Source organism: Dactylosporangium maewongense, assembly GCF_039531485.1.
GTDB classification, from domain to species: domain Bacteria; phylum Actinomycetota; class Actinomycetes; order Mycobacteriales; family Micromonosporaceae; genus Dactylosporangium; species Dactylosporangium maewongense.
The window spans coordinates 293,617-312,694 of the sequence record NZ_BAAAQD010000014.1 but is presented as its reverse complement, the minus strand read 5'-3'; the positions used below and the strand labels follow the sequence as shown (position 1 = coordinate 312,694).

The window sequence follows — 19,078 nt, the reverse complement described above, 5'->3', positions numbered from 1 at the left end:
GCAAGCCGTCGTCAGTGGCTGTCCTGCAGGTGGGCGAGCATGGCCTGGTTGGCCTCCCAGCCGTCGGGGAAGCGGACCGGGACGTTCAGGTGGACGGGTTCGGCGGACGGGTGGGTGTCGAGGAGCTCGGCGATGCCGGCCCGGGCGACGACGACGCAGGCGTGGCGGTGGCGGGAGGCGAGCACGCACAGGCGGCCGGCCTCCAGGTGGAAGGCGCTCGCGTCGCGGCGGCCGGAGAGGGGGTGCAGGATGACGGTGACGTCGTACTCGCGGCCCTGGAGGCGGTTCGCGGTGTCGACCGTGACGTCGGTGGCGGCGGTGCCGGCCAGGGCCTGGCGGATCGCGGCGACCTGGTCGCGGTGGGCGGCGCCGACGGCGATCCGGTCGACGGTGACGGGGCGGCCGTCCGGGGCGTGCTCGGAGTAGGCGACGGGGCCGCGCTGCAGCAGCCGGTTCACCAGGGCGGCGATCGCGGCGACCGCCTCCCGGTCGGTGCGCACCGTGTGCCGGGCCGGGAGTTCGTGCAGCGCCCAGCCGGTCCGGCGGGCGGTCTCCAGGGTCGCATCGAGACCGTGGTCGCCGCCGAGGGCACGGGCGGCGAACTCCAGGCGGCGGTCCAGCGGTTTCGTGCCGGCCTCGAACGGCGTGAACGGGTAGAACGCCGAGGACACCACCGACGCGGCCGACGGCGGGAGGCGCCACGACACGGGCAGGCGGTGGACGGGCAGTTCGGGGTTGTGCCGCAGCAGGACCGCGACCGCGCTCTGCATCGGGTCCCAGGACAGGCCCGCCCAGCGTTCCACGGCGACGACGGAGAAGGGGTCCAGCTGGCCGGGGTCGCCGACGAAGAGCGCGCGGGAGAAGCGGCCGGCGACGCGTAACAGCATGTCGGAGCGCATCTGGTACGCCTCGTCGACGATCGCCCGCTCCCAGCTGCCGTCGGTGACGGTGGCCCACTTCGCGGCGGTGCCGATGGTGACGGCGCTGGCGTTCATGTCGCTGACGGCGCCGCTGACGGTGACGGTGCCGTGCCTGATGACGCGCTGGGCGGGGACGTAGGTCGACGCGGACAGCCGGCCGATGGCGAGGGTCGGCGCGACGGTGGCGAGCCGGTCGATGAGGTCGTCGACCTGCTCGTTGGTCTGGGCGACCACCATCAGCCGTTCGCCGGATTCCGCCAATGTACGAGCGGCGCGCACCACCAGCGTCGACTTCCCGGCACCGGGCGGGGAGTCGACCACGACGCCACGCCCGGCGGCCGAGCCGAAGTCACGCAGGATGTCCTCGATGACGCCGGTCACGACCGACCCTCCACAACGTCGGGCAGAAACGTCATGACCAGTCCTCCACGGCGTCGTTCTCGCTGGGGCCGTACTCGACCGCCGGTGGCGGGCCGCCGTGCGTCCACGGGGTGTCGTCGCGGCTCGGGAAGCGGCCCGGCGGCTGGTACGCGTCGGTGACCGGCCCGTACGTGACGCGCTCCCCCACTGCCGGCACCGACCCCGGCGCCGGCTGCTTCGTGGAGCGGCCCATGCCCTTCGACAGCTCCAGGGTGACGTCCACGCTGGACACCTCCACGACCATCGCCTGCTGGGCGAGGCGCGCCGGAGAGACCAGCAGCGCGCCCGGCTCGAGCCGCACCGGGTCGTCCGTCTGGACGGTGATGTGCGGGCGCAGCGCCGCCTTCTTGCCCGACGTGTCGACCCGGTTCGGTGACGCGGCGACGACGGTACCGGTGAAGGCCTCCCCGGACAGCCGGAACTCGGCCATGACGAGCGGGTCGTCGAGGGCCCGCTGCGCGTCGAACCGGGCCTGCTCGCGTTCGAGCCGGTCGAGGCGGCCGGCGGCGGCGACCGCGCTGTCCCGCCGGGGCTGCGGCAGCGCGGTCCCGTCGGCGAGGCCCATGTGGTACATGGTGAAGACGTCGCGGTCCATGGCCCAGCGGGTCTCGACGGACGCGCCGGCGGACCGGGCCCGCAGGAGCCGGACGGCCTGCCAGGTGAGGTCCCACGTGGGCTGCATCTGGTCGGCGACGGCCGCGGTCAGCGCCGCGAGGGCCCGCTCCCGGGCGAAGTCGTCGCCGTCGGACCGGGCGACGGCGGCGAGCGCCGGCGCGAGGATCTCGTTGTCGAACGTCGGGTCGGTGCTCGGCCCGGCCGGCGGTGAGCGCAGCGGGTCCTCGGCGAGCGCGGCGGCGGCGGCGCCGTCCAGGCCGCCGGGCGGGTCGATCCAGCCGAGCAGGGCGGCGAGGTTGGCGTCCTCCAGGCCGCTCTGCCCGGTCGCCCAGTGGTTGCCGAGGACCTCGGTCATGGCCAGGAGCATCGACGAGCCGGGGTGGTCGGCGCGTTCCCGCAGGAACGTCAGCCACTGCCCGAGGATCGGCACGGTCCGGTGTACGGGGTACGGCCCGAACGGCCGGCGGAACCTGGTCGAGCGGCCCAGCAGGCGCACGAACTCGATCCCGCCCCGGTTGGGGACGATGACCTGCGGGGCCTCGGCGTACCGCAGCTTCGTGCCGGACGCGGCCGAGTCGACGCTGCGCGCGCAGCCGTCCACGTAGGACAGCACGACGCGGGCGAGCTCGGCGACGAAGTCGAAGCGCTGGGTGCGGTCGCGGGGGTTGGCGACCACGAGCACCCGCGGCTCGGCCGGGTCGGTGCCGACGATCGCGGCGAGGGGCGCGGCCGCCTCGCCGGCGAGGCTGAGCGGCACGAGGACGAGGGGGTTCGCGGCGATGTGCGTGTGCCGGACCGTGGTCAGTGGCTGCGCCTTGCCGGACTCGACCGCCTCCGCCCTGGCGAGGGCCGTAAGGATGCTCACGTCGCCGGCTCACACAGCTCGCGCAGCTCGGGAAGGTTACTCACGGGGGTCAGCCGATGCCGTCGAGGCACTCGGTGCGCAGCTTGTGCGCGAAGCGCAGCAGGCCGGCGATCTCCTCCTGGCCGGCGCCCGGCGTCAGCGTCCCGCGGGCCAGGCCGAGGACCGTGCCGATGCTCTCCACCCCGCCGAGGTCGTCGCGGACCGAGCGGCCCAGCGCGGACGTCGACCCGGCCGACTCGTCGCGGCAGAAGAACGCCATCTCGCACGTGCCGAGGCAGTCCGGGCTGTACCGGGCGTCGATCGTGCTGACGGCCTTGCGCAGCTCGTCGGCGGGGCGGGTGGCCTGCTGCTCGCTGTCGTAGGCGAGGTCGAAGGTGAGCCCGGCCGGCAGCGCGTCGAGGATCGCTTCCAGGCGGGTCAGCCGGGACAGCTGCCGCCGCAGCACGGTCAGCTGCTTGCGCACGTCGACCAGGGTGGCGGTCGGCCGGTTCGCGAAGTTCTCCGGGCAGACGAGGACGACGTTGTGCGACACCGTGTCCTCCGGGTGGCCGAGCTCGGCGAGCAGCTCGCGCATGGCCATCACGTACACCGCGGACTGGGTCGCCGCGGCGGCGGTCTTCCCCGGGTCGGCCTGGCCGTCGATGACCGCGAACGACTTGATCTCGACCACGTGGAACTTCCCGCCGGCCCGGAACGCGATGAGGTCCGGTTCGAGGTACGCGTAGTAGCCGGCGATCTCCAGCCGCAGCATCGGGTGGTCGAACAGCGTCCCGGCGTCGTCGCGGTCGGCGGCGGCCCGCGCGAGCAGCGCCTTCGTCCGCGCGTACCGCACCTCGCGGCTGGCGTTGCCGCCGACGTTGGACAGGTCGTCGTAGGCGACCTCGGGGATCGCCAGGCCGAGCCGCTCGCGGAGCAGCTGCAGCAGCTCGGCGGCGCCGTCGGCCTTCACCTGCGCCTCGAACGCGTTGCCGCGGGCGATCGCGAACCTGGACTGGCCGAAGCCGGCGGGGAAGCCGAGCTGCCCGGCGACGGCGCCCTTGTTGACCCCGGCGGCGTCCATCAGTCCACGGCGGCCGCACCCCGGGTTGCTGGTGAGCGCCGCGATGGTCCGCGCGTTGTGGTTGCGCGGCGCCACCGTGCCACGGATGCGGTCCAACCGGTCGACCAGTGGGTCCATGAGCGGTCTTCTTTCGGGGAAGCAGTTCGCGGTTTCATGCTTTGCTCGCGGTACGACGGAGGCGCTGCAACCGGGCGCCGAAGAGCGCCTCGGATCCGTCCAGGCGTTCCTGTGCTCGTATGGCCGCCGCGGCGCGGTCCGCGGTGTCGGCGTCCAGGTGCACGTCCAGCTCGGCCTGGGCCAGTTCGGCGACTGACTCAGGGGTGATCCCGGCGCCACCCGCGCCGGGGATGCTGGCGGCGAACCGCCACAGCAGCCGGCGGGCGTCGTGGGCGTCCTCGGGCAGCTGCGCCACCCGCTGGGCGACCTTGATCGCGCCGATGAGGAAGTCGACGCGGGCGCTGAGCGGCCCGACCACCCGGGTCTCGAGGGGCCAGGTGGACAGCGCGAGGAGCCCGCGCGCCGGTGACAGCAGGTCCGCGGTCAGCGCCGGGCAGAGGTAGTACGGCCGGCCGAACGGCTGGACGCGGAACGAGCGTTCCTCGTCGCGCCGCAGGCTGGTGAGGCGCGCCGCGACGAGTTCGCCCGGGAAGAAGGCGTCGTGGACGGCGATGATGAGCTTCGGCGCCGCCGGCACCGTGAGCAGGGTCAGCGCGTGATGCACCTGTTCCCGGATCGACAGCATCGGCTTGTGTACCGGCTGCGGCGCCGGCCTGGCCTGGTCCTCCAGGTCGGCGAGGGCGTCGTCCCAGGCGTGCTCCGCCTGGCGCAGCTCGGCCCGCAGGGCACGGGCCTGCATCCGGTCACCGGTGGTGGCGGCCCTTCGCAGCTCGCCACGCAACCGGTCGATCCGCCGCTCGAGCATCTCGATGGTGATCGGTTCGGACACGAACGGCACGGTAGCTGGTTCCAGCAAGTTCCAGCAAAGACCAGTGTCGGCGTGTCGCCTTGCAATTTCTGGTTCGTCCGGTTCGCCACCCGGCGGGTGGCCTACGCCGGCACCGGTTGCCGCTGGTCCTCCAGCCGGCCGGCCGGGGCCCGGCTGGGCAGTGGGATGAGCTTCGGCTTGCGCCTGGCGGCGAGGTCCTCGACCCAGCCGAGCCCCAGGACCACGAGCGTGACCAGGGCGAACACGAGCACGATCTGGAGCAGCCCGCCGTACGGGCCGAGCAGCGACACGCCGGCCGCGACCGCCGCGAGCCGGACGGCGGTGATGACCGCCTCATGCCACAGGTAGATGGTCAGCGCCCGCCGGTTGATCGCCTCGACGGCCGGCTCGGCGGCGCCCAGGCTCAGCGCGGCCGGTGCGGCGTTCAGCATCACCAGCAGGAACGCGGTCGACCACAGCACGTCGGCGACCGGGAGGTCGTTCATGTCGTACCCGCGCGGGCCGGGGTTGGTGTAGAGCATGAACAGGCCGATGCCGCCCATGACCAGGCACGCCGGCCAGAGGATCTTCTTCGAGATCCGCTGGAGGGTGCCGTCGTGGTGGGCGAACCCGAGCATCCACATCGGCGCGTACATGAAGAAGTCGCGGACCATGCCGCCGCTGCCGTGCCCGGTCTCCCACAGCGCGACCAGGACGCCGAACGGCACGAGCACCGCCGGGATGGGCGCCTTGCGGTACAGCCACAGCAGTACCGGCGACGCGATGATGAACCAGAGGTAGGACCGGACGTACCAGATCTGGCTGAACCAGACGCCGCCCTTCTCCGACGTGGGCGGATCGTCGAGGGGCACGAACCACAGCACCAGGCGCCACGTGTGTTCGAGCCCGCCCATGAACGACATGAGGACGACTGCGAACGCGCCGAGCACCCAGAACGGCACGACGATGCGGCGCATGCGGCGCCCGATCGCCTTCAGCCCGAAGCCTTCGGATCGGTCGAGGGAGGCGGCCATGAGGGAGCCGCCGAGCGCGAACATCAGGCCCATGGCCGGGAACGCGACGGTCAGCCACGCGAAGCCGAGTGTGTGATAGGTCACCACCCGGACGATCGCGACGGCTCGCAGGAGGTCTACGTACCGGTTCCGCATCCCCTACAGGTTGCCCTGACGGTCTTAGCGGCAACCTTGGTTCAGCTCAAAATTGGCTGTGTTTATTCTCAAAGATCCTAGGGAGGACAACCCGTTACTCTTCCGGCAATCGACGCTGTTCACCCGGATCTCACCCGTTTACCCCTTCTCGACGGCCTTTTCGGTCGCCTGTACGGCCGCCTGCTCGATCGCCGTGACCAGCGAACCGAAGTCGAACCCGCCCTCGTGCGGGACACCGTTGACGAAGAACGCCGGCGTCCGGGTCACCCCCGCGGCGCGCCCGGCGGCCAGGTCGGCGTCGACGCGTTCGTAGTGCACGCGGGTGCCGCCGGTGCCGGGGAGGCCGAACTGCTCCGCGTACCGGGACAGGTCGGGGTCCTCGAGGCTGTTCTGGTGCGACAGGAGCAGCGCGTGCATGCCCCAGAACGACCCGGCGTCGGCGGCCGCCTCCGCGAGCAGCGCCGCCGGCATCGCCCGCGGGTGCTGGTCGACCATCGGGAAGTGCCGGAACACGAAGCGCAACCGCTCGGCGAAGTGCAGCTGGAGGCGCTCCACGACGCCGAACGCCCGGCCCGTGGACGGGCACTGGTAGTCCCCGTACTCGAGCAGGGTGAGCGGTGCGTCGGCCGGGCCCTGCGCGTGGTCGTTGTCCATGCCGACGCACCTGCCCACCGCGGCATGCTCTAGTCGACCCGATCCGCTCCCTTCTGGCAGCCGTCGTCCGGGTGCTTGCGGCAGTTCCGGGGTGGCTACTGCTTGGGCAGGCGGAGGGCGATGGTGGGGGCGTCGGCCATGACCGAGTTGGGTGCGCCGCCCTTGGCGACGGAGGCCGGCGGGCGGTCCGCGCGGCCGACGGTGACCTCCGGGTACAGCTCGACCTCGTCCCACTCCCCCATCGCCTTGGGCTCGCCGCGGTGGAGGTCGACCTCGCGGGGCGGGACCGAGGAGCCGGTGCGGGCGAGCAGGCCGGCGCCGTTGGTGCTGACGTCGGTGACGAGGACCATGCCGTCGCGGAGCTCCAGGCGGACGTGGTTGCGGCTGACGCGGCGGGTGGACTCGTCGGTGAGCCAGTTGCCGATGGTGATGCCGCCGGGCTCGTCGGGGGCGCGGCCGACGACGACGGGGCGGGCGGAGGTGAGGGGGAAGCGGGCGCGGACGGTGCCGTCGATGCGGACCGCCATGGTCATGGCGACGGGGCGGGGGCCCGCGTCGATGAGGCGCTCGCCGTGGCGCGGGCAGACGGGGGCGCCGCTCGGCAGGGCCGGGGGCGGCTGGCCGGCGCCGGCCGCGGGCTGGCGGCCGAAGGTCGGGCAGTCGGTGGCGCCGCAGCGCCAGTACCGGCTGAGCACGGGATGCGGCCGCGGCGACGACCCCGTGGACGGGGCGAGGGTGAGCTCCATCCCGCCGGACGCGCCGGTGGTGAGGTACACCGGGCCGGGGTGGCCGGGCAGCGGCGTGCGGCTGATCAGCGGCAGGCCGGTCAGCGCGGCGACCTCCCGCGCCCTGGCGGCCGGCCGGGCGCCCGGCGGCAGCATCTCGATCAGCCCGTCGTCGGACCAGCGGCGCAGGACCATGCGCTCGTTGGACGTGAAGTCGGTGTCGGACATGGCGCCGCGTTCGGCCACGGCGTACAGGCCGACGCCGCCGTCGCCGAGCTGCCGGCTCAGGGCGTCGACGAACAAGCCGAGGCGCAGCAGGGCGGCCGGGCGGCCGCCGTCGAGGTCGACGCTGCGGGCCGCCTCCACCAGGTCGATGACCCCGCCGGCTGCGAGGGGGTCGACGCTCAGTCTCCGCTCGACCGCGTCGAGCGCGCGGCTGGTTTCGAATCGCACCCGGTTATCATGCCGCAAAGCCGCCGTCGACCACCTCTGCGGCCGACGGCGGGCTTCACGCCGCGCTCGTCGGCTGGGGAAGTGCACCGAGCGCGGGGCGCGCGACCGGAGGGGGGCCACCCGGTCGCGGCATACATCAGCTTCACTGCATGTAACGGTACGGGCACGGGATCGCCCCTGATACGGGTGAATGCCTGAATGAACGAACTGTCAGCCGCCGCAGGCGGCCGCGACCGCCGGCAGCTCGTGCGCGGGGATGCCGTCGCGCTGCCACACCGCGAGGGGGTGGTCGTGGGCGCGGATCTCGACGAGGGGCCGCAGGCCGGGCGGGCGGGTGTGGACCCGCACCCGCAGCCGGAGCGTCTCGGGGTGGCCGGGGATGCGGTTGGCGAGCTGGCCGAAGAACGGCGGCTCGGCGGCGCGGTCGGGGTCCTCCCACTGCTCGACGGCGCGGGCGAAGCCGGCCGGGCTGAGGCTGACCCAGACGCTGTACGTGAGCGCGCCGGGCTCCGACGGGGAGCTGCCGCCGCGGACCGGGACCTCGATCAGTGCCCGGAGGAAGAAGTGCTGCTCATCGAGGTCGGGCAGCTCCACGAAGCAGAGCTCCTCCTCCAGGAACGACGCTCCCCCGACGCCCGGGACGCCCCAGGTGTCGGGGGCGGAGAACGACCACATGCTCGGCACGTCGCCGAGCTCCGTGCCGCAGCACGTACAGGTGACGGTCACCGGCAGATTCAACCACTCCGCGCGGCGATCTCCCGGGCGGGCTTTCAACCGCTCTGCGCGGCGAGCTCCCGGGCGCGGTCGCGGGCGGCTTCGAGGGCGGCGAGGAACGCTGCCCGTACGCCATGGTTCTCCAGCTCGCGGATGGCGTTGATGGTGGTGCCGGCCGGGGAGGTCACGGCCTCGCGGAGCTTGACGGGGTGCTCGCCCGACTCGCGCAGCATCACCGCCGAGCCGATCGCGGTCTGCACGATGAGGTCGTGCGCGACCTGGCGCGGCAGGCCGAGGAGGATGCCGGCGTCGGTCATCGCCTCGACGAGGAAGTAGAAGTACGCGGGCCCGGAGCCGGACAGGGCGGTGACGGCGTCCTGCTGCGACTCGGGGACGCGGATGGTGCGGCCGAGGGGGCGGAACATCTCCTCGGTGAGCGCGAGGTGCTCGGCGGTGGCGTGCGGGCCGGCCGAGATCGCGGTCATCGCCTCGTCGACGAGGGCGGGCGTGTTGGTCATCACGCGCACGACCGGGGTGCCGTCGGGCAGGTGCCTGGCGAAGAACGAGGTGGGCAGGCCGGCGCAGAGCGACACGACGAGCTTGCCCGGGGGCAGCTTGGGGCCGAGCTCCGCCAGCAGCGCGCCGGCGTCCTGCGGCTTCACCGCGACGGTGAGCACGTCGGCGGTCTGCAGCGCGGTGACGCTGTCCACGACCTGGATGCCGTAGCGCTCCTGCAGCTCCTTGGCCCGTTCGGGCCGGCGGGCGGTGGCCAGGAGCCGGTCGGCGGGCCAGCCGGCCCGCAGCAACCCGGACAGCAGCACCTCACCGAGCTTGCCCGCACCGAGAACGGCGATGGTCCGCACGTACCCCACTCCTCAGTTCGACGAAAGTCCGACGAGAGTTCGACGAGAGTTCGACGAGAGTTCGACGAGTGTTCTCGCCGAACGTTCGAAGACGGACATGGCGCGGGCCCGGTCATGACGACCGGGCCCGCGACGGGCTCAGGAGCCGAAGAAGACCTCGGCCTCGGTGTAGCGCTCGACCGGGACGGTCTTGAGCTCACGGGTCGCGTCGGCGAGGGGCACGCGGACGATGTCGGTGGACTGCAGCGCCACCATCTTGCCGAAGTCGCCCTCGTGGACGGCGTCGATCGCGCCCAGGCCGAAGCGGGTGGCGAGGACCCGGTCGAACGCGGTCGGCGTGCCGCCGCGCTGGATGTGGCCGAGCACGACGGTGCGGGCCTCCTTGCCGGTCTTCGCCTCCAGCTGCTCGGCGAGCCACTGGCCGATGCCGCCGAGGCGGACGTGGCCGAACGAGTCGAGCTCCTGGTTGTGCAGCACCATCTGGCCGTCGAGCGGCTGGGCGCCCTCGGCGACGACGACGATCGGCGAGTACTGCGTCTGGAAGCGCTTCTCGACGTAGCCGGCGACCTGGTCGACGTCGAACTGCCGCTCCGGCAGGAGGATGACGTTGGCGCCACCGGCGAGGCCGGCGTGCAGCGCGATCCAGCCGGCGTGGCGGCCCATGACCTCGACGACGAGGGTGCGGTGGTGCGACTCGGCGGTGGTGTGCAGCCGGTCGATCGCCTCCATCGCGATGTTGACCGCGGTGTCGAAGCCGAACGTGTAGTCGGTCGCGCCGAGGTCGTTGTCGATCGTCTTCGGCACGCCGACGACGTTGACGCCCAGGTCGGTCAGCTTCGCCGCGACGCCGAGGGTGTCCTCGCCGCCGATCGCGACGAGCGCGTCGATGCCGAGGTCGGCCAGGTTCGACTTGATCTTCTCAACGCCGCCGTCGATCTTGAACGGGTTGGTCCGGGAGGAGCCGAGGATGGTGCCGCCGCGCGGCAGGATGCCACGGACCTGAGCGATGCCCAGCTCACGGGTGTTGCCCTCAAGGGGGCCACGCCAGCCGTCGCGGAAGCCCACGAACTCGTGACCGTAGGTGGCGATGCCCTTGCGGACCACGGCCCGGATGACCGCGTTGAGGCCGGGGCAGTCGCCGCCCCCGGTCAGTACGCCGATACGCATGCTAGATCTTGCCTTCCTGGTTGCGGTGCTGCTCGACCGCCCTGACGGGCACGACCGAGCCGGAGGGTCCCACTCGTTGGCGACGCTGCCGATTCACAGCGCACTGTAGTCGCTCCTCCTGAACGCGCCGACGTCGCACCAGTCGGCACATCCGTCCTAACAGCTGTCGTCACAGCTCTCATCTCGGATGCCGAACATCTTGGCCGACTCGTGCTCCTGCGCCATCCGCCGCAGGGCGGCGAGCAGGGAATCCCCGAGGATCGAGCCGACGACGGCGGCGTGCAGCTTGCCCTCGTTGCCCTCCGCCCGGGCGACGAAGCGCAGGTCGTGCACGGCGATCCGCTCGGCGAGGTCCGCGTACTGCTCCAGCAGGTGCTCGACATCGGCGCCGACCTGCTGAAACGCGGCGACGACCTCGGCCGCGGCCTGCCGGGTGCGGGCGTTGTCCGACAGCAGCCAGCCGCGCTCCTTGATCAAGGTTCCCACCCGTTCGTGCGCCGCGGCGAGCATCGCCGGATCACTGGTCTCACGGGTGCCGACGGAGGCCGGCAGGGCCCGGCCGAGCACCTCGTGCACGTCGGGGTCGGGCTGGTCGAGCTCGGTGAGCAGGTCGCGGATGGTGGCGATCGGCAACCGTCCGATGTCGAGCAGGACCCGCACCAGCCGCAGCCGCTGAACGTGTCGATCGTCATACCTGGCCTGGTTGGGGCTGGTCAGCTCGCCGGACGGGAGCAGCCCCTCCCGTAGGTAGTACTTGATCGTCGGCACCGGCACGCCGGTCTTCTGGCTCAGCTCAGCGATGCGCATCAGGGTCCTCTCAGGGTTGACACGGATAGTGTAACTCTCCAATAGTGGAAAGCGACGCTATCGATAGTTCGACTATCCATTTGCTGGGAGCTTCTGATGCGACTCGCACAGCTGCACCGCCCCCTCGTCGTCAGCGCCGCGGCGCTGACCGTCCTCGCGGTCCTGACCGGCGCGGGCGTCTTCCTCGACGACCGCGAGCTGGTCGGCGCGCCGCTCTGGCTGAAGCCGTTCAAGTTCTCGGTCTCCATCGCCGTCTACTCCGTCACCATCGCCTGGATGCTGTCGCTGCTGGACCGGCGGCAGCGGCTCGGCTGGTGGCTGGGCACCGTGTCCGTCGCCGCCCTCACCACCGAGATCGTGATCATCGTCGGGCAGGCGGCGCGGGGCCGGCAGAGCCACTTCAACAACCAGACGCCGTTCGATTCGACGCTGTACAGCGTCATGGGCGCCACGATCGCGATCGCCTGGGTGTGCACGCTGATCCTCGCGGTCCTGCTGCTGATCCAGCGGCTGCCGGACCGGGCGGACGCCCTGGCGGTCCGCTTCGGACTGATCGTCGGCCTCGCCGGCATGATGGTCGGCTTCCTCATGACCATGCCGACCAAGGCGCAGCTCGACCTGCCGGCGGGCGAGTCGCCCACGATCGTCGGCGCGCACAGCGTCGGCGTGGCCGACGGCGGCCCCGGCCTGCCCCTGGTCGGCTGGAGCACCACCGGCGGCGACCTGCGCGCCGGGCACTTCATCGGCATGCACGCCCTGCAGGCGCTGCCGCTGCTCGGGTTCCTGCTGGCGCTCGCCTCGCGGCGCTTCGCGCGTCTGCGCCCCGACCGGGTCCGGGCCCGCCTCGTGACGGTCGCCGGCCTCGCGTACGCCGCCCTCACCGGCCTGATCGTCTGGCAGGCGCTGCGCGGCCAGTCGATCGTGGACCCCGACGCGCTGACCCTCGCCGCCGCGGGCGTCGTACTTCTGGCCACCGTCGCGGGCACGATGTGGGCGCTTGGCGGCCCCCGTACCGTGGAGCCCACCGCCGCCGAGGCACGGATGCTGAGCGAGGTCCACTGATGGCTGACACCCTGTTCCAGCTCGCGTTCCTGGTCGTCGCGCCGTTCTGGGTGCTGATGATCTTCGCGCCGGGGTGGCGCTGGTCGGAGCGGATCGCCGGGTCGGTGTTCATCGCCCTGCCGGCGCTGGTCGTGTGGGCGTTCGCGATCGCGCCGGTGCTGCCGGAGTTCGCCGCGGAGATGCTCAACCCCGACCTGGCCCGCGTGCGGTCGCTGTTCGCCGACGACGACGTGGTCGCCGCCGTGTGGGCACAGGTCCTCGCCTGGGACCTGCTCGTCGGCCGCTGGATCTACCTGGACAGCCGGGAGCGGCGGGTCCACCCGCTGATCATGGCGCCGCTGCTGGTGCTGACGATCCTGCTCTCGCCGATCGGCCTGCCCCTGTATCTCGCGTTACGGCTCCCGCTGACGAGGCGGCCCGTCACGCCGGGCGCAGGACCCGCCCGGCGTGACGAGGACGTGCTTACGCGGGGTGCATGACCTGCCACCTGGCGAGGTTGTGCTTGGCGTCGACGAGCGCGTCGTGCCGTCCCTCCGCCGCCGGCAGGGGCGGCCGGCCCGTCTCGTCCCACAGCTGGCGCAGGTCCTTGGTGAAGCGGGGGATCTCCCGGGGCAGCGTCGGCATCGGCCCCCACAGCTGGGCGAGGGCGACGTGGTCGTAGGCGGCGTACCACGCCCACAGCTCCAGCTCGTCGGCCTCGCCGGCGCGCAGCGGCTCGACGAGGAACTCGAGCAGCTCCTCGCGGATCCGCTCGCGGGAGCGCCACGCCTTGTCGGCCGGCGACGGCAGCTTGTCCAGGACGTTGCGGCGCACCCACGGCACGGCCCGCGACCCGTCGAACTCCGTGGAGACCGCGTAGTACTCGCGGCCGTGCTCGTCCACCACCCCGATGGAGACCAGGTCGATCAGGCGACCGTCCTCGATGAACTCACAGTCGTAGAAGTAGCGATATGCCGACACCGCTCCCATCCTGCCCCGTCGCCGCCCGGGGGTGCGGCGGCAGGGTAGGGCCGCAAGGTCGGCTCACAGCAGCAGCGCGGCCATCCTGGTCAGCTCGGCGTGGTCGCGGGGTGTGCCGCCGCCGGTGTGGATCCTCTCGGCGACGGCGGAGGCGTGGGCGGCGGTGCGCAGCGCGAGCATCGCGGGCAGGACCGCGGCGCACTCGTCGGCCGGGACCGGCCCCGCCCGGACGTACGCCTCGACCAGGGCCTCCGCCTCGGTGCCGCCCGCGCAGAGGACGGCGTGGGCGAGGTCGTACAGCAGCGGACCGGTGCCGGCGGCGGCCCAGCCGACCAGTCCGACCCGCCCGGTGCTGGAGTCGAGGCGGAAGCGGGCGGCGTCCGGCGCGCCGTGCCGGACCCCGTAGGTGAGCTGGTCGGTGACCATGATGCGGCGCACCACGGCGGCGGTCTCGATCACGGCCGGGCCGAGCCACGGCTCCATCGCCAGGTGGGGCGCCGCCGCCGGCACCGCCGCGACCTGGAACTTCGCCAGGTCGGGGTGCACGAACCGGCGCAGGCTGCGGTGCGCGGCGCCGAGCGCGCCACCCCACCACGACTGGTCAAGCGGGTCGTCGGCGTGCAGCGGGCGGCCGGGGACCAGGCACATCAGGGCGATGACGCCGTCACCCGCGCGCGTGGGGAGCGCGGTGGTGAGCGCGCCGTCGGCGGCCCGGACCGGGCGCCCGGCGCCGACGCCCGACGCGTCGAGGTGCTCAGCGGCGCACAGGCCGGCCTCGAAGCCACGCCGCGTGGCCACCGGAGCCCATTTCACCACGAACTGGGCCGCATCACGCGGATCCGGTTCGAATTGGCCGTTGTCGATCTCGACCCGCCAGGCGTCTTCACCGAGAGGAATGCACGGGCCGGGGTCGCACTGCCAACTCCTGCGCAGTGTCGTGTGCACCTGGTCGGCAGCGGGGGCCACGCTGCGCATTATGCGCCAACAACGGCGTCCATGCCCGGTGAACAGGCAGATGCCCGGGAAGCGGTGCTCGCACCACCGGCCCCCCGGGCATCTGACACCAACCCCGCCCCCCAGCGGTTCGCGTGCTGGCACTAGCCTGCCTGCGGGCTCATGCGCGGGCTGTCGGTGAGCCGATGCGGGGGATGTACAGACTCCGACACGCGCGTCATGATCTGGTAGAAGTTCCGTACTGTGCTCGTGATCACCTACGGTGATCATGGGACCGATCAACGTTTGCACCGGGAGGGGTTTGACCGTGGAGGGTCGGCTGCCAGATCCCGGCGACGCACTGACCGGCGTGGATATGTTCAGCGGCTTGGATCCCGATGTGCGTCAGCGGGTCATCCAGGCGGCGGTGCCACGGACATACCGCAAGGGCCAGCTGCTGTTCGTCGAAAACGATCCGGGCGAGTCACTCATCGTGCTCAAGCGCGGTGCCGTGATGGTGTTCCGGACCGCGCCGACCGGCGAGCGCGCGGTCCTGTCGGTCGTCCGCCCGCCCGACACGCTCGGCGAGGTGTCGCTGCTGGACGGCGCGGCCCGGTCCGCGTCCGCGGAGGCGATCGAGGACTGCCAGGCCCTGGCGCTGTCCCGGCACGCGTTCATCGAGCTCGTCCACGCCAACCCGCGAATCCTGGACGCGGTCATGCGCTCGCTCGGCGCGCTCATCCGGCGCCTCACCGAGCAGAACGCCGACCACGTCTTCCTCGACCTGCCCGGGCGCGTCGCCAAGACCCTCGTCCGGCTCGCCGGCGAGACCAACGCGCCGATGGTGACCATCGAGCTCAACCAGAGCCAGCTTGCGGAGATGGCCGGTGGCTCGCGGCAGAGCGTCAACCAGGCCATCGGGTCGTTCGCCAGCCGCGGCTGGCTGCGCACCGAGGGCCGGCGGATCGTCGTGACCGACCTCAGCGCCCTGCGCCGCCGCGCCGGGATGACCGACCGCTGACCTGCCTGTCGCACCACCGCGTTGCGTGCCGCAACGCGGTGGTCGATCGGGTCCCCGGCGTGTGAGGATGTGCGGGGATCCAAATCAGGGAGTGTCGGCGATTTCCAGTCAGTGCGCACGCTGCGGCCGCCAGTCAGGCGATGGTGACCGGTTCTGCGGTGGATGCGGCGCCGAGCTGAGTCCTGCCTGCGCGACATGCGGCCGATCGCTGAGCCCGGACGCGTCGTTCTGCACCGGCTGCGGCACCCCACGCGCCGCCACCGGCGCTGGCGGCGGCACGGCGAGCCGCGCCGACCGTGGCGGTGGCCACATCGGCCGGGCCACGGTGCCGATCCCCGCCACCCGCAGCGAGGACCGCCGGCGGATCAGCGTCCTGTTCGTCGACCTGATCGACTTCACGCCCTATGTCGAGCGCGCCGACCCCGAGCTGGTCCGCGAGCTGCAGAAGGGCTTCTTCTCCACCGCCCGCGAGGTCATCGGTCAGTACGGCGGGGTCGTCGAGAAGTACATCGGCGACGCCGTCATGGCGCTCTTCGGCGCGCCCGTGGCCACCGAGACCGACGCCGTGCGCTGCGTGCGCGCCGGCCTGGAGCTGCAGCGGGTGCTCGCGCGGTATGCCAGCACCGGCGACGGCGAGCGGGCGCTGCGCTTCCGCGTCGGGGTCGCGACCGGCGAGGCCCTCGTCGACGTGGCCGCGGCCCGCGACGGTGGCCAGGCGATCGTCGCCGGCGACGTCGTCAACACCGCCTCCCGGCTGCAGTCCCTCGCCCCGCCCGGCGGGGTCCTCGTCTGCGGCAGCACGTATGCGCTGACCAAGTCCTCGATCCGCTACGAGGCGCAGCCTCCCGCCACGCTGCGTGGCCGCTCCACCCCGACCGAGGTGTGGCTGGCCCTCGCGCCGCTGCGGCGCAACCACCCCGACCGGGAGGCCGGCTCCACGCCCCTGGTCAACCGCACCCACGAGCTCAGTCTGCTGGTCAACGCCCTGCACCGGGGCCTGCGCGAGCGCACCCCGCAGCTGGTCACCGTCATCGGGCACGCCGGGATCGGCAAGAGCCGGCTCGTGCACGAGCTGTTCCTGCACGCGGAGCGGCTCTTCGACGCGCCCGTCGCGTGGCGCACCGGCCGCTGCCCCCCGTTCGGGGAGAACGTGACCTACGCCGCGCTCGCCGACATCGTCAAGGCGCAGGCCGGCATCCTCGACACCGACAGCGCCGAGACCGCCCGCGAGCGGCTCGACACGGCGCTCAGCGTGATCGTCACCCCGTCGGAGGCCGAGCGGCTCGCCGACGCGCTCAGCCCGCTCGTCGGCCTGCCCGGGCCGAAGCTCGCCCCCGACGAGACCGAGTCCGCCTGGCGGCGTTTCGTGGTCGCGCTGGCCGCGCACCGGCCGACGGTCCTGGTGTTCGAGGACCTGCACTGGGCCGACGAGTCGATGGTGCGGTTCGTGGAGCGTCTGGGCGCGTCGGTACGGGACGTGCCCCTGCTCCTGCTGTCGACGGCCCGGCCGGAGTTCCTGGAGCGCAACGCCAGCTGGGCCGGTGCCATCGCCGGCTCGGTCACCATCACGCTGCCACCGCTGCGCGACGCCGAGATCGCCACCATGTACGCGCACCTGCTCGGGCAGGCCGCGTTCCCCGGCCACTCGCTCAACTCGCTCGTCGAGCTCGCCGACGGCAACCCGCTGTACGCGCTCGAGTACACCCGCATGCTCGCCGAGCAGGGCAACGTCCGCACCTCCGACACCCTCAGCCGGGTGCTGCCGATGCCCGACAGCGTCCACGCGGTCATCGCCAACCGGGTCGACCTCCTCGAGGCCGCCGACCGGGCGGTGCTGCAGGCCGCCGCGGTCGTCGGCATGAACTTCTGGCCCGGCGCGGTCGCCGCCGCGATGAGCCGCCCCGCCGACGGCATCGAACGCTCCCTGCGCCGCCTCGAGCAGCGCGACCTCATCCACGAGCAGGCCGCCTCGACGATGGAGGGGCAGACGGAGTACCGCTTCGGCCACGTCCTCGTCCGCGACGTCTGCTACCAGCGGCTCCCCCGCACCGAGCGGGTCGCCCGGCACGAGCTGACCGCCGCCTGGCTCGACAGCGTCGCCGCCGACCGCGACACCGACCTCGCCGAGGTCGTCGCCAACCACCGGTACACCGCCTACGAGATCGCCGGTTCGCTCGGCCTCGACGCGCCCCGGTACAGCGTGCCGGCACGGGACGCGCTGCACCGGGCGGCCCGCCGCGCGTACGCGCTGCACGCCCTCGACGCCGCCGCCGCCCACACCGGCAAGGCCCTCGCCCTCTGCGACGACAGCACCGACCAGGGCGAGCGGCTGCGGATCGAGCTCCTGGCCACGGAGATCGCCTTCTACGCCGATCCGGAGTCCTTCCTCGGCACCGCCGGCTCCGGCCCGGCGGGCGCGGCCCGTACCGGCGGATCCGGCGAAACGGGAAGCGCCGACGTGGCCATGGCGGGCACGGACCAGCTGGCGAGCCTCGCCGAGCGGCTCTACGCGGCCGGTGAGCAGGCCAGCGCCGCCCGGGCCTGGACGATCCGCGGGCAGGCCGCGTGGCTACGCGCCGACCGGCTCGACGCCCTGTCGTGCCTGGACCGGGCCGTGGAGCTGTTCGACGAGCTGCCGGACGCGCCGGAGAAGGCCGACGCGTACGCCGAGCTCGGCCGCCTGCACATGTCCAACTTCGAGGTCGAGCCCGCCGTCGCCGCGGCCAGCGCCGCCGCGGAGATCGCCGACCGGCTCGGCCTCATCGAGGTCGCGACCAGCGCCCGGATCACCATCGGCACCGCGCTCTTCCAGGCCGGCGACCGGTCCGGCCTGGTCGAGCTGCAGGCCGCGCTCGAGGTGTGCCGGGAGCGGCGGCTGCTGTCGGAGCACCGGGCGATGCGCAACGTCGCGTGGGCGCTGCTGGAGGACGGCGACTGGACCGCGTCCGCGGCGATGTACGAGAGCACCCGCAACACCGTGCCCGGCAGCCACACCCTAGCCACCGGCTACTCCAACGTCGCGCAGGTCGCGTACTTCACCGGCGACTGGGCCACCCTCATCGGCGTCGCCGAACGCGCCCCCGCCTCCGAATGGGACCTGCAGGTCCGCGGCGCGCACGCGTGGATGAAGATCCTGCGCGGCGAGCCGTTCATCAACGCCGACGAGATCGAGGGCCTCGTCGCCGCCGGCCGGCGCAGCGGCTTCTACCGCCTGCAGTGGACCGTCCTCGGCCACGGCGCCCTCTGCCGGGCGCTGCAGGGCCACTCGCGGGACGCCGAGGCGCTGATCGTCGAGCTCGCCAAGACCTGGCGGGAGGTGCGGGCGATCGCCAGCGGCGAGTGGATCGACGCGACCGCCCACGCCGCTGTCCTCGCCGGCCGGGTCGCGATGATGGCGATCCGCGACATGCTCGCCGACGTGCCGCACCGCACGCCGTGGGTCGAGGCGGCGCTGCGGACGATCACCGGGGCGATCGCGTTCGTCGACGGGGACTTCGCCCGGGCCGCCGACATGCACCTCGCCGCCGCGGAGCTGTACGGCGAGATCCCCAACGCCTCCGCCCGCATGCTGTCGCTCACCTGGGCCGTGCAGGCGCTCGGGCGGCTCGGGCCGGCCGCCGCCGAGCGCCTCGAGCCGTGGCGCAGCGAGCTGGTCGCCTTCGCCACCCAGGCCGGCGCGCCGATGCTGCTGACGCTCGCCGAGCTGCCGCCTACGCCGTTGTAGGCGGCTTTGTACGTCGCTGTG

Annotated in this window: 17 protein-coding genes; 4 read left to right on the top strand and 13 right to left on the bottom strand. The window is 72.8% G+C overall.

Going from position 1 to position 19,078, the window contains the following annotated elements:
• Positions 1-11: 11 nt before the first annotated feature.
• From ABD332_RS33275 to ABD332_RS33225, 11 genes are all read right to left on the bottom strand, one after another.
• Positions 12-1,301: an AAA domain-containing protein gene (locus ABD332_RS33275; RefSeq protein WP_344506299.1), complete on the bottom strand. Its 1,290-nt coding sequence runs from the start codon at positions 1,299-1,301 to the stop codon at positions 12-14.
• Between the two features lie 31 nt (positions 1,302-1,332).
• Entirely contained in the window at positions 1,333-2,820 is a 1,488-nt protein-coding gene (locus tag ABD332_RS33270) for a hypothetical protein (protein WP_344506298.1), read from the bottom strand.
• A 49-nt stretch (positions 2,821-2,869) separates the two neighbouring features.
• On the bottom strand, positions 2,870-3,997 hold the full coding sequence (locus ABD332_RS33265) for a hypothetical protein (protein WP_344506297.1): 1,128 nt from the start codon (positions 3,995-3,997) through the stop codon (positions 2,870-2,872).
• Between the two features lie 34 nt (positions 3,998-4,031).
• Positions 4,032-4,826: a hypothetical protein gene (locus ABD332_RS33260; protein WP_344506296.1), complete on the bottom strand. Its 795-nt coding sequence runs from the start codon at positions 4,824-4,826 to the stop codon at positions 4,032-4,034.
• Between the two features lie 101 nt (positions 4,827-4,927).
• On the bottom strand, positions 4,928-5,974 hold the full coding sequence (locus ABD332_RS33255; RefSeq protein ID WP_344506295.1) for an acyltransferase family protein: 1,047 nt from the start codon (positions 5,972-5,974) through the stop codon (positions 4,928-4,930).
• A gap of 138 nt (positions 5,975-6,112) precedes the next feature.
• The gene (locus tag ABD332_RS33250; RefSeq protein ID WP_344506294.1) at positions 6,113-6,628 is read right to left on the bottom strand and encodes a DsbA family protein; all 516 of its coding nucleotides are present in this window, start codon (positions 6,626-6,628) and stop codon (positions 6,113-6,115) included.
• Positions 6,629-6,723: 95 nt separating this feature from the next.
• A complete protein-coding gene (locus ABD332_RS33245; protein ID WP_344506293.1) occupies positions 6,724-7,806 on the bottom strand; it encodes an FHA domain-containing protein in 1,083 nt (360 codons plus the stop codon).
• A gap of 210 nt (positions 7,807-8,016) precedes the next feature.
• The gene (locus tag ABD332_RS33240; protein WP_344506292.1) at positions 8,017-8,532 is read right to left on the bottom strand and encodes a DUF2199 domain-containing protein; all 516 of its coding nucleotides are present in this window, start codon (positions 8,530-8,532) and stop codon (positions 8,017-8,019) included.
• A gap of 44 nt (positions 8,533-8,576) precedes the next feature.
• Positions 8,577-9,392, bottom strand: a complete 816-nt coding sequence (gene proC, locus ABD332_RS33235) for a pyrroline-5-carboxylate reductase (protein ID WP_425552328.1) — start codon at positions 9,390-9,392, stop codon at positions 8,577-8,579.
• 129 nt (positions 9,393-9,521) lie between these two features.
• Positions 9,522-10,550, bottom strand: a complete 1,029-nt coding sequence (locus ABD332_RS33230; RefSeq protein WP_344506290.1) for a 6-phosphofructokinase — start codon at positions 10,548-10,550, stop codon at positions 9,522-9,524.
• 156 nt (positions 10,551-10,706) lie between these two features.
• Positions 10,707-11,357, bottom strand: coding sequence for a MerR family transcriptional regulator (locus ABD332_RS33225; protein WP_344506289.1), 651 nt, complete (start codon positions 11,355-11,357; stop codon positions 10,707-10,709).
• Positions 11,358-11,453: 96 nt separating this feature from the next.
• On the opposite strand from ABD332_RS33225, the gene ABD332_RS33220 reads away from it, so the two are divergent.
• Both ABD332_RS33220 and ABD332_RS33215 read left to right on the top strand, forming a co-directional pair.
• Positions 11,454-12,419 carry a hypothetical protein gene (locus tag ABD332_RS33220; RefSeq protein WP_344506288.1) on the top strand — a complete coding sequence of 322 codons (966 nt, stop codon included), beginning with the start codon at positions 11,454-11,456 and terminating at the stop codon, positions 12,417-12,419.
• Entirely contained in the window at positions 12,419-12,898 is a 480-nt protein-coding gene (locus ABD332_RS33215; RefSeq protein ID WP_344506287.1) for an ABA4-like family protein, read from the top strand. The genes ABD332_RS33220 and ABD332_RS33215 overlap by 1 nt, the downstream gene beginning before the upstream one ends.
• Here ABD332_RS33215 and ABD332_RS33210 read toward each other — a convergent pair.
• Entirely contained in the window at positions 12,882-13,379 is a 498-nt protein-coding gene (locus ABD332_RS33210; protein ID WP_344506286.1) for a polyadenylate-specific 3'-exoribonuclease AS, read from the bottom strand. The two genes, ABD332_RS33215 and ABD332_RS33210, sit on opposite strands and share 17 nt — an antisense overlap.
• A gap of 63 nt (positions 13,380-13,442) precedes the next feature.
• Positions 13,443-14,177, bottom strand: a complete 735-nt coding sequence (locus ABD332_RS33205) for a phosphotransferase enzyme family protein (protein WP_344506285.1) — start codon at positions 14,175-14,177, stop codon at positions 13,443-13,445.
• Positions 14,178-14,640: 463 nt separating this feature from the next.
• Between ABD332_RS33205 and ABD332_RS33200 the strand changes: the two genes are divergently transcribed.
• Together ABD332_RS33200 and ABD332_RS33195 are read left to right on the top strand one after the other, a co-directional pair.
• Complete coding sequence (locus ABD332_RS33200; RefSeq protein ID WP_344506284.1) at positions 14,641-15,333, top strand: Crp/Fnr family transcriptional regulator; 693 nt, start codon at positions 14,641-14,643, stop codon at positions 15,331-15,333.
• Between the two features lie 67 nt (positions 15,334-15,400).
• A complete protein-coding gene (locus tag ABD332_RS33195; RefSeq protein ID WP_344506283.1) occupies positions 15,401-19,057 on the top strand; it encodes an AAA family ATPase in 3,657 nt (1,218 codons plus the stop codon).
• Positions 19,058-19,078: the final 21 nt, after the last annotated feature.